Below are 16,042 nucleotides of genomic sequence, written 5' to 3' on the forward strand. Positions count from 1 at the left end.
GCGCATATTGCATTTGCTACGAGGAAGACCATGGCCCGCGTAACCGTTGAAGACTGCCTAGAACACGTGGATAACCGCTTTGAGCTGGTCATGCTCTCTACCAAGCGTGCCCGTCAACTGGCCACCGGCGGCAAAGAGCCGAAAGTAGCATGGGAAAACGACAAGCCTACCGTTGTCGCCCTGCGCGAAATCGCTGAAGGCCTGATCGACTACGCAGCTATTGCCGAAGCCGAAATCGTTGAAGATGAACCGCTTTTTGCTGCATTTGAGGACGAGTCCAACGAGGCCGTCTAAGCCTATGCCTGGTCGACGTAGCACGGCGCGGGATAAAAGCTTACGGCAGGAGACATCATGCCGAGCATAGACGCCCTCGCCGATCGCTTATCGACCTACCTCGGCAATGACCAGGTCAACCTGGTCCGCCGAGCGTATTTCTACGCCGAACAAGCGCACGACGGCCAACGCCGCCGTAGCGGTGAGGCGTACGTCACGCATCCTCTTGCCGTAGCCAATATTCTTGCCGACATGCATATGGACCATCAGAGCCTGATGGCGGCCATGCTGCATGACGTGATCGAAGACACCGGTATTGCCAAGGAAGCGCTGCAAGCGCAGTTCGGCGAAACCGTAGCCGAACTGGTCGACGGGGTCAGCAAACTGACCCAGATGAACTTCGAGACCAAAGCCGAAGCCCAGGCCGAAAACTTCCAGAAAATGGCCATGGCCATGGCGCGCGATATTCGCGTGATCCTGGTCAAACTGGCCGACCGCCTGCACAACATGCGCACGCTGGAAGTGCTGTCCGGCGAGAAACGCCGACGCATCGCCAAGGAAACCCTGGAAATCTATGCGCCCATCGCCAATCGGCTGGGCATGCACGCCATCCGCATAGAATTCGAAGACCTCGGCTTCAAGGCCATGCACCCGATGCGCTCCGCGCGGATCTACCAGGCCGTCAAACGCGCCCGGGGCAACCGCAAGGAAATCGTCAACAAGATCGAAGAATCCCTCAGTCACTGTCTGGCCATCGACGGCATTCAGGGCGAGGTCAGCGGTCGCCAGAAACACCTCTACGGCATCTACAAGAAAATGCGCGGCAAGCGTCGGGCCTTCAACGAGATCATGGACGTCTATGCGTTCCGGATCATCGTCGACAAGGTCGATACCTGCTACCGCGTGCTGGGTGCTGTGCATAATTTGTACAAACCGTTGCCGGGGCGCTTCAAGGATTACATCGCGATCCCCAAGGCCAACGGCTATCAGTCGCTGCACACCACGCTGTTCGGCATGCACGGTGTGCCGATCGAGATCCAGATCCGCACCCGCGAAATGGAAGAGATGGCCAACAACGGCATCGCCGCCCATTGGCTGTACAAATCCAGCGGTGACGAGCAGCCGAAAGGCACTCACGCCCGCGCCCGCCAGTGGGTCAAGGGCGTGCTGGAAATGCAGCAACGCGCCGGCAACTCGCTGGAGTTCATCGAAAGCGTGAAGATCGACCTGTTCCCGGACGAGGTCTACGTGTTCACGCCCAAAGGCCGGATCATGGAGCTGCCCAAGGGCTCCACGGCGGTCGACTTCGCTTACGCGGTGCACACCGACGTGGGCAATAGCTGCATTGCCTGTCGGATCAATCGTCGTCTCGCGCCGCTGTCCGAACCGCTGCAAAGCGGCTCCACGGTCGAGATCGTCAGCGCCCCCGGCGCGCGGCCGAACCCGGCGTGGCTCAACTTCGTGGTGACCGGCAAGGCCCGTACGCACATCCGCCATGCGCTGAAGCTGCAACGCCGCTCCGAATCCATCAGCCTGGGCGAACGCCTGCTGAACAAGGTTCTCAACGGGTTCGACAGCGCGCTGGAGAAGATCCCGGCCGAACGCGTCAAGGCAATGCTCGTCGAGTACCGCCTCGAACTGATCGAAGACTTGCTCGAAGACATCGGCCTGGGCAATCGCATGGCCTATGTGGTGGCACGCCGACTGCTTGGCGAAGGCGAACAGTTGCCGAGCCCTGAAGGCCCGCTGGCGATTCGCGGGACCGAAGGCCTGGTGCTCAGCTACGCCAAGTGCTGCACGCCGATTCCGGGCGACCCGATTGTCGGCCACCTGTCTGCGGGCAAAGGCATGGTGGTGCACCTGGACAACTGCCGCAACATCAGCGAAATCCGCCACAACCCGGAGAAATGCATCCAGCTCTCGTGGGCCAAGGATGTCACCGGCGAATTCAACGTCGAGCTGCGCGTCGAGCTGGAACACCAGCGCGGCCTGATCGCCCTGCTGGCCAGCAGCGTCAACGCAGCCGATGGCAATATCGAAAAAATCAGCATGGATGAACGCGATGGTCGCATCAGCGTGGTCCAGTTGGTGGTCAGCGTGCACGACCGTGTGCACCTGGCCCGCGTGATCAAGAAACTGCGCGCCCTGACCGGGGTGATCCGCATCACCCGCATGCGTGCTTAAGCCCACTTACAAGGAGTCATTCATGACCAAGACTGTTATCACCAGCGACAAGGCCCCGGCCGCCATCGGTACTTACTCCCAGGCGATCAAGGCTGGCAACACCGTTTACATGTCGGGTCAGATTCCTCTGGACCCAAAAACCATGGAACTGGTTGAAGGCTTCGAAGCCCAGACCGTCCAGGTGTTCGAGAACCTCAAAGCCGTGGCTGAAGCTGCTGGCGGTTCGTTCAAGGACATCGTCAAACTGAACATCTTCCTCACCGACCTGAGCCACTTCGCCAAGGTCAACGAGATCATGGGCAAGTACTTCGACCAGCCTTACCCAGCCCGCGCCGCCATCGGCGTAGCAGCCCTGCCAAAGGGTTCGCAGGTTGAAATGGATGCCATCCTGGTCATCGAGTAATGTGTCCGGCGCAGCCTCGCGCTGCGCCGACTGCTCTGCAGCAAAGTAAGTTTGAAAGGATTCCACCATGCGCAAAGCGCTTGCTCTCTCGCTGCTCGCCCTGTTTTTGGGCGGTTGTGCCAGCAACCCTGCCGACCGTGATATCAGCGGCACCTGGATCAACCAGGTAGCAATCGATGCCGCATCCAAAGGCGTTCCCCTGCGCGAAGCGCTCCAGGCCTATGGCCCGAACCTGGAATGGGACGTCAACACCAAGGCCGGTCAGGCCCGCTACACCAATGGTTTTGAAAATGTCGACGGCAAGCTGCTGGGCGAAGAGTCCGGCGCCTGGAAAGTCGACTTTTATGGCAGTTCCGGTAGTGAACTGAAGCGCGACGGCAAACAATTGAGCCAGGCCGCGACCGAAAACGAACCGGCCCAAGTCTTCGACCGCGCCTTGATCCCGGTGCCGGATGGCGCACCGATTGGCGCCAGCTTCGAACGCGCACTGTATTCGGCGTACATGGGCGGCAGCTGGAAAGTTGTCAGCGGCCCCGGCGAAGGCAGTAGCGTGCAGTTCCAGGCCGATGGCCAAGTGACCGGCCTGCCGGGTGCTGATCGCTATGCGCTGTGCCTGGCCGGCGACTGCGCGTCGATGAGTGGCGGCAACGACAACATGTGGCTGCAACTCAACGGGCAGGGAAACCCCTGGATCTTCGCGCGCAAAGGCAAAGAGCTGGAAATCTTCCAGGCCGTGAACACGGCACAGGCAGACGAAATGCCGCAGTTCACCCCGGGTGATCGCAAGTGGTTGCTGGAAAAGCAGTAAGCAACGCATAACCCATGTGGGAGCGAGCCTGCTCGCGATGGCGATGTAGCAATCAACGAAGATGTTGAATGTTATGGCCTCATCGCGAGCAGGCTCGCTCCTACAGTTGTTTTAGGGTGACTGAAAGTCAGCAGCGCCCTTCAAGGATCGCCGCATACCCTTCGCGAAAACTCGGATACTTCGGCATCCAGCCCAACGCTTTCGCCCGTGCATTACTGCAACGCTTGCTGCCCGTGCGGCGCACGCTGGCGTCATCGGCCCATTCGGTCACGCCCAGATACTCGCGCAACCAGCCCACCACATCCGCCAACGCTGCCGGCGCGTCATCGACACCGATGTAAATATCATCCAGCTTCACCCCACGCCGATCCGCCTCAAGCAGGCACGCCATCAACCCTGCGGCGTCATCGGCATGAATCCGGTTGGCGTATAGCGGTGGATCGACCGCCACGCGATAACCCCGGCGGACCTGAGTCAGCAGCCATTCGCGGCCGGGACCGTAAATACCGGTCAATCGCACAATGCTGGCGGGGATGCCGCTGTTGAGGGCAATTTGCTCGGCTTCGAGCATCACCTGTCCGGAATAGCCAGCCGCTACGGCAGGCGACGTCTCATCAACCCACTCGCCCTCCTGCTGGCCGTGAACGCTGCTGCTGGAAACGAACAGCAGTCGATTGGGCACCTGCCCATAGTCTCCCAGCCACTCCAGCACATGCCGCAAACCCTGGACATAAGCGGCGCGATAGCCGGCTTCATCGTGATCGGTGGCAGCCGCGCAATAGACCAGGTAATCCACCGCGCCGACCGGCCAGGTCTCCGGGCAGTCTTTATTGAACAAGTCGCCGGCAACGCCAATCACGCCCTCGGGCAGGCGCGAGACGTCACGCCGCAGGCCATGAACTTCCCATCCCGCAGTCAACAATTGCGTGGCCAGACGGCTGCCGACATCACCGCAACCGGCGATCAAAACAGAAGGCGCGGACATCAGAAAACTCCCCTTGGAAACGGACAGACTAGCGCTGGCAATGGACGAGCGGCTAGCAATGCAGGAAAAAAAGATACTCTATTACTTCTGTTAACAAGAATTACTTGCAATAATACGCGCCACTTTTGTTCTCGGCCTTTCGAGGCCTGGAAGAACATCACCCGTTTTTTTCTCTCAGGTCCGGCCAGCATGACACGCAATCAATTCCCCGCTTCGCCAACCAAACGACCTCGCGCCTGGAGCGCGGTGGCCGCCCTGCTGCTCAGCTTGATGCTGGCGCCTGTCGCCGCTTTCGCTGACGCACAAGCGCCAGCTACTCCGACCGCTGCCGCTGCACCCGCCGACCACGCCGCCCCGGCCGTGGCGCCTGCCGCGACCGACCCGGCCCACGCAGCACCTGCTGACGAAGCCATCGGCGAAGACGTCCCTGAAGTCCTCGAAGCCGACAACACCCTGGGCATGGCCCATGACCTGTCGCCGTGGGGCATGTACCAGAACGCCGACATCATCGTGAAAATCGTGATGATCGGCCTGGCCATCGCTTCGATCATCACCTGGACCATCTGGATTGCCAAAGGCTTTGAGCTGATGGGCGCCAAGCGTCGTCTGCGCACCGAAATCGTCCACCTGAAAAAAGCCGCCACGCTTAAAGAAGCCAGCGCTTCGGCAACCAAACCAGGCACCTTGGCCAATCTGCTGGTGCATGATGCTCTGGAAGAAATGCATTTGTCGGCCAGCGCCCGCGAAAAAGAAGGCATCAAGGAACGCGTCGCTTTCCGTCTTGAGCGCCTGGTAGCAGCCTGCGGCCGCAACATGAGCAGCGGCACCGGCGTACTCGCCACCATCGGTTCCACTGCGCCATTCGTCGGCCTGTTCGGTACCGTATGGGGCATCATGAACAGCTTCATCGGCATCGCCAAGACCCAGACCACCAACCTCGCCGTCGTGGCTCCCGGCATTGCCGAAGCCCTGCTGGCGACAGCATTGGGTCTGGTCGCGGCGATTCCTGCGGTAGTGATCTACAACGTGTTCGCCCGCTCCATCACCGGTTACAAGGCGCAGGTAGCCGACGCGTCGGCAGAAGTCCTGCTGCTGGTCAGCCGCGACCTCGATCACCAGCCTGAGCGCAGCTCGCAACCGCACATGGTGAAAGTGGGGTAATCGGCCATGGGCCTGCATTTGAAAGAAGGGGCAGACGACGATCTGTCCGAGAACCACGAAATCAACGTCACGCCGTTCATCGACGTGATGCTGGTGCTGTTGATCATCTTCATGGTGGCGGCTCCGCTGGCCACCGTGGACATCAAGGTCGACCTGCCCGCCTCCACCGCCAAACCGGCGCCGCGGCCAGAGAAACCGGTGTTCCTGAGCGTCAAGGCTGATCAACGCCTGTTCCTCGGCGAAGACGAAGTGAAGGCCGAAGCACTCGGCGCCACGCTCGACGCCAGGACCCAGGGCAAGAAAGACACGACGATCTTCTTCCAGGCCGATAAAGGCGTGGATTACGGCGACCTGATGAGCGTGATGGACAACCTGCGCTCGGCCGGTTACCTGAAGGTCGGTCTGGTCGGACTCGAGACGGCAGTCAAAAAATGATCACGACGCGCCATAAGCTGACGCGTTACAGCGGTAGCCTGGCCGTGGTGCTGGGCGTTCACGCGCTGGCCATCGCGCTGGCCGTGAACTGGACCGCCCACCCGCCCATCGAATTGCCGCCTCAGGCAATGATGGTCGAGCTGGCGCCGGTTCCGGCCCCGCCACCGCCTGCACCGCCGAAGGTCATAACGCCGCCACAGCCACCGGCACCGGTGGAAGAACTGCCGATACCGAAGCTCGCCGAAGCACCGAAGGCCGAGATCGCGGTGCCCAAACCGGTCAAGCCCAAGCCGAAGCCTCAGCCGCCCAAGCCTGTGGAGAAAAAACCGGAGCCGCCGAAGGAAAAGCCGTCCGAGGCAAAACCGAGCGAAGCGCCACCGACTCCGTCACAAACTGAGAAATCCGCTCAGCCTGTACCGGGTCCATCGGCTGCTCAGGTCGCGGCCAAGGCCAGTTGGCAAGGCACCCTGCTCGCGCATTTGGCCAAGTACAAAAAGTACCCGGCCAGCGCGCAGGCGCGGGGCAAGCAAGGCACGAACCGTCTGCGTTTCGTAGTGGATGCCGAAGGCAACGTGCTGTCGTACGAACTGGTAGGCGCGTCCGGCACTGCGGATCTGGATCGGGCCACGCTCGATATGATCCGCCGCGCCCAGCCGTTGCCAAAACCACCGGCCGACATGCTGAACAACGGCTCCATCGAAATCGTTGCACCGTTTGTTTACTCGCTGGAAAACCGCCGGCGCTGATACAAGCCGCAACACTGCAAAGGCACCGAAAGGTGCCTTTTGCTTATCTACCAGCGGCAAACACGCATTGCCCGGTGTCACTCGACACACACAGTCTGATAACGTGCGTCTATCGATTGCAGCCGGTATGCTTGGCGCGCAACTTCATGGACGCTTGCTATGACTCTCACAGAATTACGCTACATCGTTACCCTCGCCCAAGAGCAGCATTTCGGCCACGCGGCCGAGCGTTGCCACGTCAGCCAGCCGACTCTGTCGGTGGGTGTGAAAAAGCTTGAAGACGAACTCGGTGTGCTGATTTTCGAGCGCAGCAAAAGCGCCGTGCGCCTGACCCCGGTTGGCGAAGGCATTGTGGCCCAGGCACAAAAAGTCCTGGAACAGGCCCAAGGTATTCGCGAACTGGCCCAGGCCGGCAAGAACCAACTGACCGCACCGCTGAAAGTCGGCGCGATCTACACGGTCGGCCCCTACCTGTTCCCGCACCTGATCCCACAACTGCACCGGGTTGCCCCGCAGATGCCGTTGTACATCGAAGAAAACTTTACCCACGTGCTGCGCGACAAACTGCGCAACGGCGAACTCGACGCGATCATCATCGCCCTGCCGTTCGGCGAAGCCGACGTCCTGACCTTGCAGCTCTACGACGAGCCGTTCTACGTCCTGATGCCGGCCCAGCACCCGTGGACGCAAAAAGAGTCCATCGACGCCAGCCTGCTCAACGACAAGAGCCTGCTGCTGCTCGGCGAAGGTCACTGCTTCCGCGATCAAGTGCTGGAAGCCTGCCCGACGCTGACCAAAGGCAACGACGGCGCCAAGCACACCACGGTCGAATCCAGCTCGCTGGAAACCATTCGGCACATGGTCGCATCCGGGTTGGGCATTTCGATCCTGCCGCTGTCGGCGGTCGACAGCCATCACTACGCCCCTGGCGTGATCGAAGTCCGGCCATTGTCGGCACCGGTGCCGTACCGCACCGTGGCCATCGCCTGGCGTGCAAGTTTCCCGCGTCCGAAAGCCATTGAAATCCTCGCTGACTCCATTCGCCTGTGCTCGGTGGCCAAGCCGTCCGCGCAGGTGGTGGCGGGCTAAGCAAGCGTCATGACCGAGTTGTCGCAAGTGTCGGTGACGGCACTCAAGGGTGTCGGCGAAGCCATGGCCGAGAAGCTGGCCAAGGTCGGCCTGGAGAATCTTCAGGACGTGCTGTTTCACCTGCCCCTGCGCTATCAGGACCGCACACGTGTGGTGCCGATCGGTGCGCTGCGTCCAGGGCAAGATGCCGTGGTCGAAGGCACCGTCAGCGGCGCCGACGTGGTCATGGGCCGTCGCCGCAGTTTGGTCGTCCGCCTGCAGGACGGCACCGGCGGGCTCAGCCTGCGCTTCTACCACTTCAGCAACGCACAGAAAGAAGGTCTTAAACGCGGCACGCGAGTCCGCTGCTACGGCGAAGCGCGGCCCGGCGCTTCGGGGCTGGAAATCTACCACCCGGAATACCGCGCCATCACCGGTGACGAACCACCGCCCGTGGATGAAACCCTGACGCCGGTCTATCCGCTCACCGAAGGCCTGACGCAACAGCGCTTGCGCCAACTGTGCATGCAAACCCTGACCTTGCTCGGCCCGAGCAGCCTGCCCGACTGGCTGCCGACCGAACTGGCCCGCGACTATCAACTGGCGCCGCTGGCCGATGCGATCCGCTACCTGCACAACCCGCCCGCCGATGCCGATGTCGATGAACTCGCCCTCGGTCACCACTGGGCCCAGCATCGCCTGGCCTTCGAAGAACTGCTGACCCATCAACTATCGCAACAACGCCTGCGCGAAAGCATGCGTTCGTTGCGCGCGCCAGCCATGCCCAAAGCTACACAGCTGCCGGCCAAATACCTGGCCAATCTCGGCTTCAACCCGACTGGCGCCCAGCAACGGGTCGGCAATGAAATCGCCTACGACCTCAGTCAGCACGAGCCCATGCTGCGGCTGATTCAGGGCGACGTCGGCGCGGGCAAAACCGTGGTCGCCGCCCTCGCCGCGCTCCAGGCCTTGGAAGCCGGTTATCAGGTCGCGTTGATGGCGCCCACCGAGATTCTCGCCGAGCAGCACTTCATCACCTTCAAGCGCTGGCTCGAACCGCTGGGCATTGAAGTCGCGTGGCTGGCCGGCAAGCTCAAAGGCAAAAACCGTGTCGCCGCGCTGGAACAAATCGCCAGCGGCACACCGATGGTGGTCGGCACTCACGCGCTGTTCCAGGACGAAGTGCAATTCAAGAACCTGGCGCTGGTGATCATCGACGAACAGCACCGCTTCGGCGTGCAGCAGAGGCTGGCATTGCGGCAGAAAGGCGTCGGCGGACGCATGTGCCCGCACCAATTGATCATGACCGCCACGCCGATCCCGCGCACGCTGGCCATGAGCGCCTACGCCGATCTCGACACCTCGATCCTCGACGAATTGCCGCCCGGCCGAACCCCGGTCAACACCGTGCTGATCACCGACACCCGGCGCGTCGAAGTCATCGAACGGGTGCGCAGCGCCTGTGCCGAAGGGCGGCAGGCGTATTGGGTGTGCACGCTGATTGAAGAGTCCGAAGAGCTGACCTGCCAGGCAGCGGAAACCACTTATGAAGACCTCACCGCCGCCCTTGGCGAGTTGAAAGTCGGGCTGATCCATGGCCGCATGAAGCCTGTGGAAAAAGCTGCGGTGATGGCCGAGTTCAAGGCCGGCAACCTGCAACTGCTGGTCGCCACCACGGTGATTGAAGTGGGCGTGGACGTGCCCAACGCCAGCCTGATGATCATCGAAAACCCCGAACGCCTGGGCCTGGCGCAACTGCATCAGTTGCGCGGCCGAGTCGGCCGGGGCAGCGCGGCCAGCCATTGCGTGCTGCTCTACCATCCGCCGCTGTCGCAGATCGGCCGTCAGCGCCTGGGCATCATGCGCGAAACCAACGACGGCTTCGTCATCGCCGAAAAAGATCTCGAACTACGCGGTCCCGGCGAAATGCTCGGCACGCGGCAAACGGGTCTGCTTCAATTCAAGGTCGCCGACCTGATGCGCGACGCCGACCTGCTACCCGCCGTGCGTGACGCTGCTCAAGCTTTGCTGGAACGCTGGCCGGACCACGTCAGCCCATTACTCGACCGCTGGCTGCGCCACGGGCAGCAATACGGCCAAGTGTGAGCACCGTCGCAGTTTCTGGACACTCGGCTTGAGCAAGCTGGTTATACTCCTGCAATTGTTTTAGAACGGATACAGAACCATGACCGAAGTTGCCCTCGCACCCGCCTCCCCGCACGCTCCGTCGGTTATTCGGCTGCTGCTGGGCAAACTGGGCATCGCCTACGAAGAGGTCCTGGATCATCACGGCTTGAACCCGGCGCGCAAGGTCCAGGCCGTACTGCTCGATGACGCCGTCGGCGCGCTCATGGTGCTGTTCCCGCAGAGCCAGTTGCTCGACCTCAACCGCCTCACTGAACTCACTGGCCGCCGCCTCACTGCGGTGCCAACCGAGCGTCTGGAAAAGATGCTCGGCAAGCACAACCTGAGCTTGCTGCCCGGTCTACCGTCGCTGACCAGTTCGCCGTGCCTGTATGAAGAAAGCCTGCTGCGCGAACCCAAAGTGCTGGTCAACTCGGGCGAACCGGGCGTGCTGCTGGAAATCACCAGCGAAGCCTTCAAGTCCATGCTGAACAAGGCCAGCGCCGCCAACTTCGGTGAAAACCTGAGCAGCATCCGCCCGAACCTCGACCGCCCTGACGATGACCGCGAGGAAATCACCCAGGCCGTTCAAGCGTTCACCGCGCGGCGCATCCAGCAACGCCTGGAAGCGACCATCGAAATTCCGCCATTGGCCGAAACCGCGCAGAAGATCATCAAGCTGCGCGTGGACCCCAACGCCACCATCGACGACATCACCGGCGTGGTCGAAACCGACCCGGCGCTGGCCGCGCAAGTAGTGAGCTGGGCGGCATCGCCGTACTACGCCTCGCCGGGCAAGATTCGTTCGGTGGAAGACGCCATCGTGCGGGTGCTGGGCTTCGACCTGGTGATCAACCTGGCGCTGGGCCTGGCCCTGGGCAAAACCCTGAGCCTGCCCAAAGACCACCCGCAACACAGCACGCCGTACTGGCAGCAATCGATCTACACCGCTGCCGTCATCGAAGGCCTGACCCGCGCCATGCCGCGCACCCAGCGCCCGGAAGCCGGCCTGACTTACCTCGCCGGCCTGCTGCACAACTTTGGCTACCTGCTGCTGGCCCACGTGTTCCCGCCGCACTTCTCGCTGATCTGCCGTCACCTGGAGGTCAACCCGCACCTGTGCCACAGCTACATCGAGCAACACCTGCTGGGCATCAGCCGCGAACAGATCGGCTCGTGGCTGATGCGCTACTGGGACATGCCCGATGAACTGGCCACCGCGCTGCGCTTCCAGCACGACCCGGCCTACGACGGCCCTTCCGCCGAATACCCGAACCTGGTGTGCCTGTCGGTGCGCCTGCTGCGCAGCCGTGGCATCGGCTCCGGCCCCGACGAAGACATCCCCGACGCCCTGCTCGAACGCCTGGGCCTGACCCGCGACAAAGCCAACGACGTGGTCAGCAAAGTCCTCGAAGCCGAAGTGCTACTGCGCGAACTCGCCTCGCAATTTTCCCAGGCCTAAAAGCAATCGCGAGCAAGCTCACTCCCACAATGGTTAGGTGAACCCTGTGGGAGCGAGCTTGCTCGCGATGAATGCAACTCGGTCTATCTGAAACGAATCAAGCCTTGGCTTTCGCCTTCTTCGGCTTCAAATACTTGGTCAACCCCTGAAACCAGATCACCAGCGCCGGGTTGCCCCTGATCTGAATCGACTTGTCCTGAATCCCCGTCATGAACGCCAACTGCTTGTTCTTCGCCTGCATCGTGGCAAAGCCGTACGCGGCATCTTTAAAGGCAATGGCAAACGCAGGCTCGGCAATCACCCCGGCCTTGCTGGTGATGCGCTGATCTTTCACGCGGAAATGCCGCGCCACTTTCCCGTCCAGGGTTTGCAGCTGAAACACCAGCTCCTTGTCCCCCAACTGCTGCTGGAACGCAGGATTGGTCCGGCTGGCCTTGCCCATCAACAAACCCAGCATCCACAGCAGAAAACGAAATTTCATGCGCAAGCCTCAAGAGAAAAATGAACGGCTGGCGCAGTGTAGCGACTTCAAACGAGAACACCACTATCGAGTTGCGTTAGAAGAAGATAAGCCATTTGTCTTGCATGATGACTGCCAAGTCATGCTTATTGTTGTCCTACACTTTCCTTCCCACACGAGCAGACCAGCATCGCAACAAGAGCGGTTGCCAGTTGAAGGAGTCATACAGCTCCGGGACTGTAATGATGCGTTGCGAAGCATCGAAACTCAGCGCCGCACGTAGCGCAGGCCAGCAGTGTTTCGGCAGAGTCCGCGGGGCAAGCAGCTCTCGGTCCAGACGTTCATCTCGCGCACGGATTGAAGGCAAGCGATTGAACGGGTGTTTGCCTCCCGCCAATTCATACAACACGCAGGCCACGGCGTAAATGTCCGTACCGGTGGACAGCGGCTGGCCTTCGAGCAGTTCCGGGGCAGCGTAGCCTGGGGTCCAGGCATTGATGCGATTGCGACTCAACTGTGCCAGCCCCGGCATGACACCTTCCATTGACTGGCCCAGACCAAAATCAAACAATCGCACACCGTCTTCGCTGACCATCACATTGCTCGGCTTCAAGTCACCGTGCAGCACACCACGGCTGTGGGAATGAGCCAATGCGTCGAGCAATGGAAGCGCGATGTCACGCAATTCTGGCCACGATAAACCCAGAGGCCGGTCACAGAGCAGCCTGTCCAGGGTCAGGCCGCGCATCAGCTCCATGGTGAAGAATGCTCGTCGGCAACAGGTGTCCACTTCAAAGCTGTGCAAGCGCAGTACGTTCGGATGATGCAAGCGCCGAGTCATGGCGAACTCGCTGTAGAGTAAAGCGCTGGCATCCGGGGATTCGGCAAGCTCTTCGCCGAGCATTTTCAGCGCAACATAAGGCTCAGGATCACCGAACTGTTCGTGCAACAAGTCCCGTGCACGGTAGACAACACCCATGCCACCGGCGCCGAGCAACCGCTCGAGGCGGTAACGCCCCACCAGTACGTCTGGCAACTCTATGGTGCGAGCCTGAGACGTCAAAACATCACGGGGCGCGGGCACGGCTTTGGCGAAGGCAAAATAGGTCAGGTCGGCGATTTCTTCTTCGCTGACCGGTAGATTGTCGAGCGACACCGACTCACTCATTGGCGTATCACGACAGCCGTCAGGTTGTCCCGCGCCGGACCGCTCAAGGCTCCGTCGAACAAACGCGCGAGCGCCAAAACCGGTGCATTCAAACTCAAGGCACTACCCAGCGCGTTGCTGTTCAGGCTTTGATACAAGCCGTCGCTGCACAGCAAAAATGTATCCCCCGGATGCACTGCCAACTCCAGTACCTCCAGCGCCAGTTCCTCACCTGCCCCCACTGCCCGGGTCAAGGCGCCGGCATGCGGCTGAGCTCGGGCTTGTCCGGCGCACATCTGTTGCTGGTCAATCAGCTGCTGCATCAACGAATGATCCTTGGTCAGCTGGTACAAGCGTTGCTCACGCCACAGGTAACATCGGCTGTCGCCAACCCAGACGCAGGCCGCGCGACTGCCATCCACCAGCAGCGCGACCACAGTGCTGCCGATGACGTTGTCCTGGTGTCCGGCAATGACCGTCAACTCGTGAACCATGCGTCGGTTGAGCCAATGAAGGCACCGGCTCACGCCTTTGAGACGCTCGTCGAAGGTTTTTCCAATCGGCAACTCCGCCAGGCTGGCAACGATCATCTGACTGGCGATGTCACCTCCCTGGTGCCCGCCCATGCCGTCGGCAACCACCCACAACCCCTGCTGTGGGCAATCGAGAAAAGCATCTTCATTGCGCACTCGGACCTTGCCAGGGTCAGTACGCGCAGCGCTACGCCAGGGTCCGACCATCGCCATCAGAGTTGCACCGGCATGCGGAAGGTGCGCAGCACACCCATATCGAACGGGTTCGGCGTGCGTTGACTCGTCAGCAGGTAATTGGCGCGCAGGCCGCCCAGGTCGGCTTTGAGTACAAGTACATCGCGGCCGATCAGGTATTCGGTCTGCATCAAGTCCAACAAACGAAACAGCGACCAGGGTCCGCTGTTCTTCTCAATACCGATCGGGCGGTCGGTCATCCTGTCGAGTACCAGACTGGTGCGGCCGTCTTCGGCGTCGGTCGGCCACTTGAAGGAAGCCGCCACGATCGGGCCGTGGCGATACTCCAGGGACCTGTCGCCAAAGCGGAACTCGGATCGGCTCGCCGTCGAGTCGAGGGTGTACGGTTCGAGCTTGAACTGCACGTGTGGCTCAGCGGGGTTTTCGCTGAAGAAGCTCTGGCGGATTACCTGTACCGAAGCCATCTGATCGAGGTAAACCCGAGACACGGGCAGACTTTGGCCATCGATACTGCGCAAGCGATAGTTGCCTGGGCCGCCACTGACAAATGGACGCATGTAGTTGTCGAAGAAGCGGTCAACGACACCCTGGACCTTGAAGAACTCGCGGAAATCGTTGAGCGCCACGTCGCTGGCGCTGTGTGCGCTGAAGGGGTAGCGCTTGTTGATCGCTTTTCCGTAGAAGCTGTACAGCTCACTTTGATAACGCTGATTCAAATACTGATAGGCATCGCTGAGTACCAGGCGCCAGGCGTCTTCGGCCAGAACGTTGAACCAGACACCAACCGGTCGCGGCAACCGACCTGACGCCATGCGCAGATGACTCAGCGCATCACGCTGGCTGGCCATGCGCGCCTTGGCCAGATCATACGCAGCCTGATCGGGTACCTGTCTGCCGAGAAGGAAATGCGTGCTTGGTATGACAAAGGCGTGATCGATTTCGATGGTTCCCGCAAAGAACTAAGAGTGGTGCTCTGGGATAGACCGATGGAGCCATCGAGGGAACATCCCTATCCGCGGAAAAAGCTTTTTGCAGCTACCGGCATCGAACGCCAGGTGCATGGCGAACTGTCGTTGGTTTACTTGCGCATCATGCGTGAGCTGGCGGTCAGACACGATGTGCCCTTTGACGTCATCGATGAAAATGATCCGAAGATGGCCTTGCCAAGCGAACTGGATCCCATTCACAAAAAGCTGCAGGCGTACGCGTTGGGAGAATCACCAACTCCCGGTTTGACGATCAATGAAGTGGAGTTGTTACGCCGTCGCTATATCCACCTTTCCGCTCACTGGAACGCGGCCAAAGACCTTAACAGCAGCGACATGAATGTCGTCTTTATCAATCGGCCGACAGAAAAACGCCAACGCGTGGTTCACCCCAATGAATAACGCTGCCCGGCTCACAAAAAAAATCGCTGTTCTGCTTTTCGGGTTGTTGTTATCGGGCTGCACGCAAAGTTTTGCGCAGTCGCCTAGTCATGAAGAATGGTTTCTGGGCTTTGGTGCGCCGGACTACATGGAAGTCTGGATTGAAACGGCGGACGTCGTGGATATTCACGAACGACTTCTACGAACAGCTGTAGCCGGCGTTGCCTCAGTCCAAACTCCCCGCAACAACAAAGGGAAACCTGTTGGCTGGCCCGTGAATCCCGGCAGTGGCGCGGGGCATTACATCAGACAGGTTGATCTACCCCGCCTGATCTATGTGCGCTGGCAATCCTTGGCTGAACCGCAAACCTATGAGGCCTACATCGTCATTCCTGAATCCGCTCGGGAAATCATGCGCAAACCGGAAAAGGCCTTTTGCACGGCGGATGCCAAGTGGATCACCGACTATCGCGACGATATCGGGATTGGCTTGGCGCCCGGAGGCATTGCCAAAGTCTGGTTAGGCGGGACCTGCTTGAAGTCGGTTGAAATTGCACGAGTGGAAGGGAGGATCAATCCGAAAGGCCCATATGGAGGTAAGTCAGGTGGCAAGCATCGGCCCCTGACTGAGACATCCAAGGCCTATATCGAAAAATTCGGGATTCCCTATGGTTCTTGGTAACGACAAATC

Annotated in this window: 16 protein-coding genes and 1 pseudogene; 12 read left to right on the forward strand and 5 right to left on the reverse strand. The window is 60.5% G+C overall.

The window, feature by feature from the left end; genetic code table 11:
• Positions 1-30 precede the first annotated feature (30 nt).
• The 4 genes from rpoZ to ACW9JC_RS03415 all read left to right on the forward strand — a co-directional run bounded on the left by rpoZ (position 31) and on the right by ACW9JC_RS03415 (position 3,668).
• On the forward strand, positions 31-294 hold the full coding sequence (gene rpoZ, locus ACW9JC_RS03400) for a DNA-directed RNA polymerase subunit omega (protein ID WP_007921129.1): 264 nt from the start codon (positions 31-33) through the stop codon (positions 292-294).
• A gap of 57 nt (positions 295-351) precedes the next feature.
• Positions 352-2,457 (forward strand): bifunctional GTP diphosphokinase/guanosine-3',5'-bis pyrophosphate 3'-pyrophosphohydrolase, encoded by a 2,106-nt coding sequence (gene spoT / locus ACW9JC_RS03405; RefSeq protein WP_416129484.1) that lies wholly within the window; start codon positions 352-354, stop codon positions 2,455-2,457.
• Between the two features lie 22 nt (positions 2,458-2,479).
• Positions 2,480-2,860, forward strand: coding sequence for a RidA family protein (locus tag ACW9JC_RS03410; RefSeq protein ID WP_003229509.1), 381 nt, complete (start codon positions 2,480-2,482; stop codon positions 2,858-2,860).
• Positions 2,861-2,927: 67 nt separating this feature from the next.
• On the forward strand, positions 2,928-3,668 hold the full coding sequence (locus ACW9JC_RS03415) for a hypothetical protein (protein ID WP_457453569.1): 741 nt from the start codon (positions 2,928-2,930) through the stop codon (positions 3,666-3,668).
• A 127-nt stretch (positions 3,669-3,795) separates the two neighbouring features.
• On the opposite strand, the gene ACW9JC_RS03420 is transcribed toward ACW9JC_RS03415, so the two are convergent.
• A complete protein-coding gene (locus ACW9JC_RS03420) occupies positions 3,796-4,653 on the reverse strand; it encodes an SDR family oxidoreductase (protein WP_457453571.1) in 858 nt (285 codons plus the stop codon).
• A 189-nt stretch (positions 4,654-4,842) separates the two neighbouring features.
• Between ACW9JC_RS03420 and exbB the strand changes: the two genes are divergently transcribed.
• The 6 genes from exbB to ACW9JC_RS03450 all read left to right on the forward strand — a co-directional run bounded on the left by exbB (position 4,843) and on the right by ACW9JC_RS03450 (position 11,649).
• Positions 4,843-5,814, forward strand: coding sequence for a tonB-system energizer ExbB (exbB, locus tag ACW9JC_RS03425; RefSeq protein ID WP_457453572.1), 972 nt, complete (start codon positions 4,843-4,845; stop codon positions 5,812-5,814).
• A 6-nt stretch (positions 5,815-5,820) separates the two neighbouring features.
• Complete coding sequence (gene exbD / locus ACW9JC_RS03430; RefSeq protein ID WP_102673741.1) at positions 5,821-6,249, forward strand: TonB system transport protein ExbD; 429 nt, start codon at positions 5,821-5,823, stop codon at positions 6,247-6,249.
• Entirely contained in the window at positions 6,246-6,995 is a 750-nt protein-coding gene (locus ACW9JC_RS03435; protein WP_338583893.1) for an energy transducer TonB, read from the forward strand. Before exbD ends, ACW9JC_RS03435 begins: the two co-directional genes overlap by 4 nt.
• Before the next feature lie 159 nt (positions 6,996-7,154).
• Positions 7,155-8,084 (forward strand): LysR substrate-binding domain-containing protein, encoded by a 930-nt coding sequence (locus ACW9JC_RS03440; RefSeq protein ID WP_457453575.1) that lies wholly within the window; start codon positions 7,155-7,157, stop codon positions 8,082-8,084.
• Between the two features lie 9 nt (positions 8,085-8,093).
• Entirely contained in the window at positions 8,094-10,169 is a 2,076-nt protein-coding gene (recG, locus tag ACW9JC_RS03445; protein ID WP_457453576.1) for an ATP-dependent DNA helicase RecG, read from the forward strand.
• A 79-nt stretch (positions 10,170-10,248) separates the two neighbouring features.
• Positions 10,249-11,649, forward strand: a complete 1,401-nt coding sequence (locus ACW9JC_RS03450; protein WP_416130481.1) for an aminoacyl-tRNA deacylase and HDOD domain-containing protein — start codon at positions 10,249-10,251, stop codon at positions 11,647-11,649.
• A gap of 97 nt (positions 11,650-11,746) precedes the next feature.
• On the opposite strand, the gene ACW9JC_RS03455 is transcribed toward ACW9JC_RS03450, so the two are convergent.
• The 4 genes and pseudogenes from ACW9JC_RS03455 to ACW9JC_RS03470 all read right to left on the reverse strand — a co-directional run.
• The gene (locus ACW9JC_RS03455) at positions 11,747-12,130 is read right to left on the reverse strand and encodes a helicase (RefSeq protein ID WP_457453578.1); all 384 of its coding nucleotides are present in this window, start codon (positions 12,128-12,130) and stop codon (positions 11,747-11,749) included.
• 136 nt (positions 12,131-12,266) lie between these two features.
• Positions 12,267-13,277, reverse strand: a complete 1,011-nt coding sequence (locus ACW9JC_RS03460; RefSeq protein ID WP_457453579.1) for a serine/threonine-protein kinase — start codon at positions 13,275-13,277, stop codon at positions 12,267-12,269.
• Positions 13,274-14,002 (reverse strand): PP2C family protein-serine/threonine phosphatase, encoded by a 729-nt coding sequence (locus ACW9JC_RS03465; RefSeq protein WP_457453581.1) that lies wholly within the window; start codon positions 14,000-14,002, stop codon positions 13,274-13,276. Before ACW9JC_RS03465 ends, ACW9JC_RS03460 begins: the two co-directional genes overlap by 4 nt.
• Positions 14,002-14,868: pseudogene (locus ACW9JC_RS03470) on the reverse strand (type VI secretion IcmF C-terminal domain-containing protein); the annotation flags it as partial. The gene ACW9JC_RS03465 and the pseudogene ACW9JC_RS03470, both read right to left, overlap by 1 nt.
• Here ACW9JC_RS03470 and ACW9JC_RS03475 point away from each other — a divergent pair.
• Together ACW9JC_RS03475 and ACW9JC_RS03480 are read left to right on the forward strand one after the other, a co-directional pair.
• Positions 14,803-15,372, forward strand: a complete 570-nt coding sequence (locus ACW9JC_RS03475) for a hypothetical protein (RefSeq protein WP_457453582.1) — start codon at positions 14,803-14,805, stop codon at positions 15,370-15,372. The pseudogene ACW9JC_RS03470 and the gene ACW9JC_RS03475 overlap by 66 nt on opposite strands.
• Positions 15,365-16,033 carry a DUF2931 family protein gene (locus ACW9JC_RS03480; RefSeq protein WP_457453584.1) on the forward strand — a complete coding sequence of 223 codons (669 nt, stop codon included), beginning with the start codon at positions 15,365-15,367 and terminating at the stop codon, positions 16,031-16,033. The genes ACW9JC_RS03475 and ACW9JC_RS03480 overlap by 8 nt, the downstream gene beginning before the upstream one ends.
• Positions 16,034-16,042 lie beyond the last annotated feature (9 nt).

Source organism: Pseudomonas sp. SDO5591_S426, from assembly GCF_054070755.1.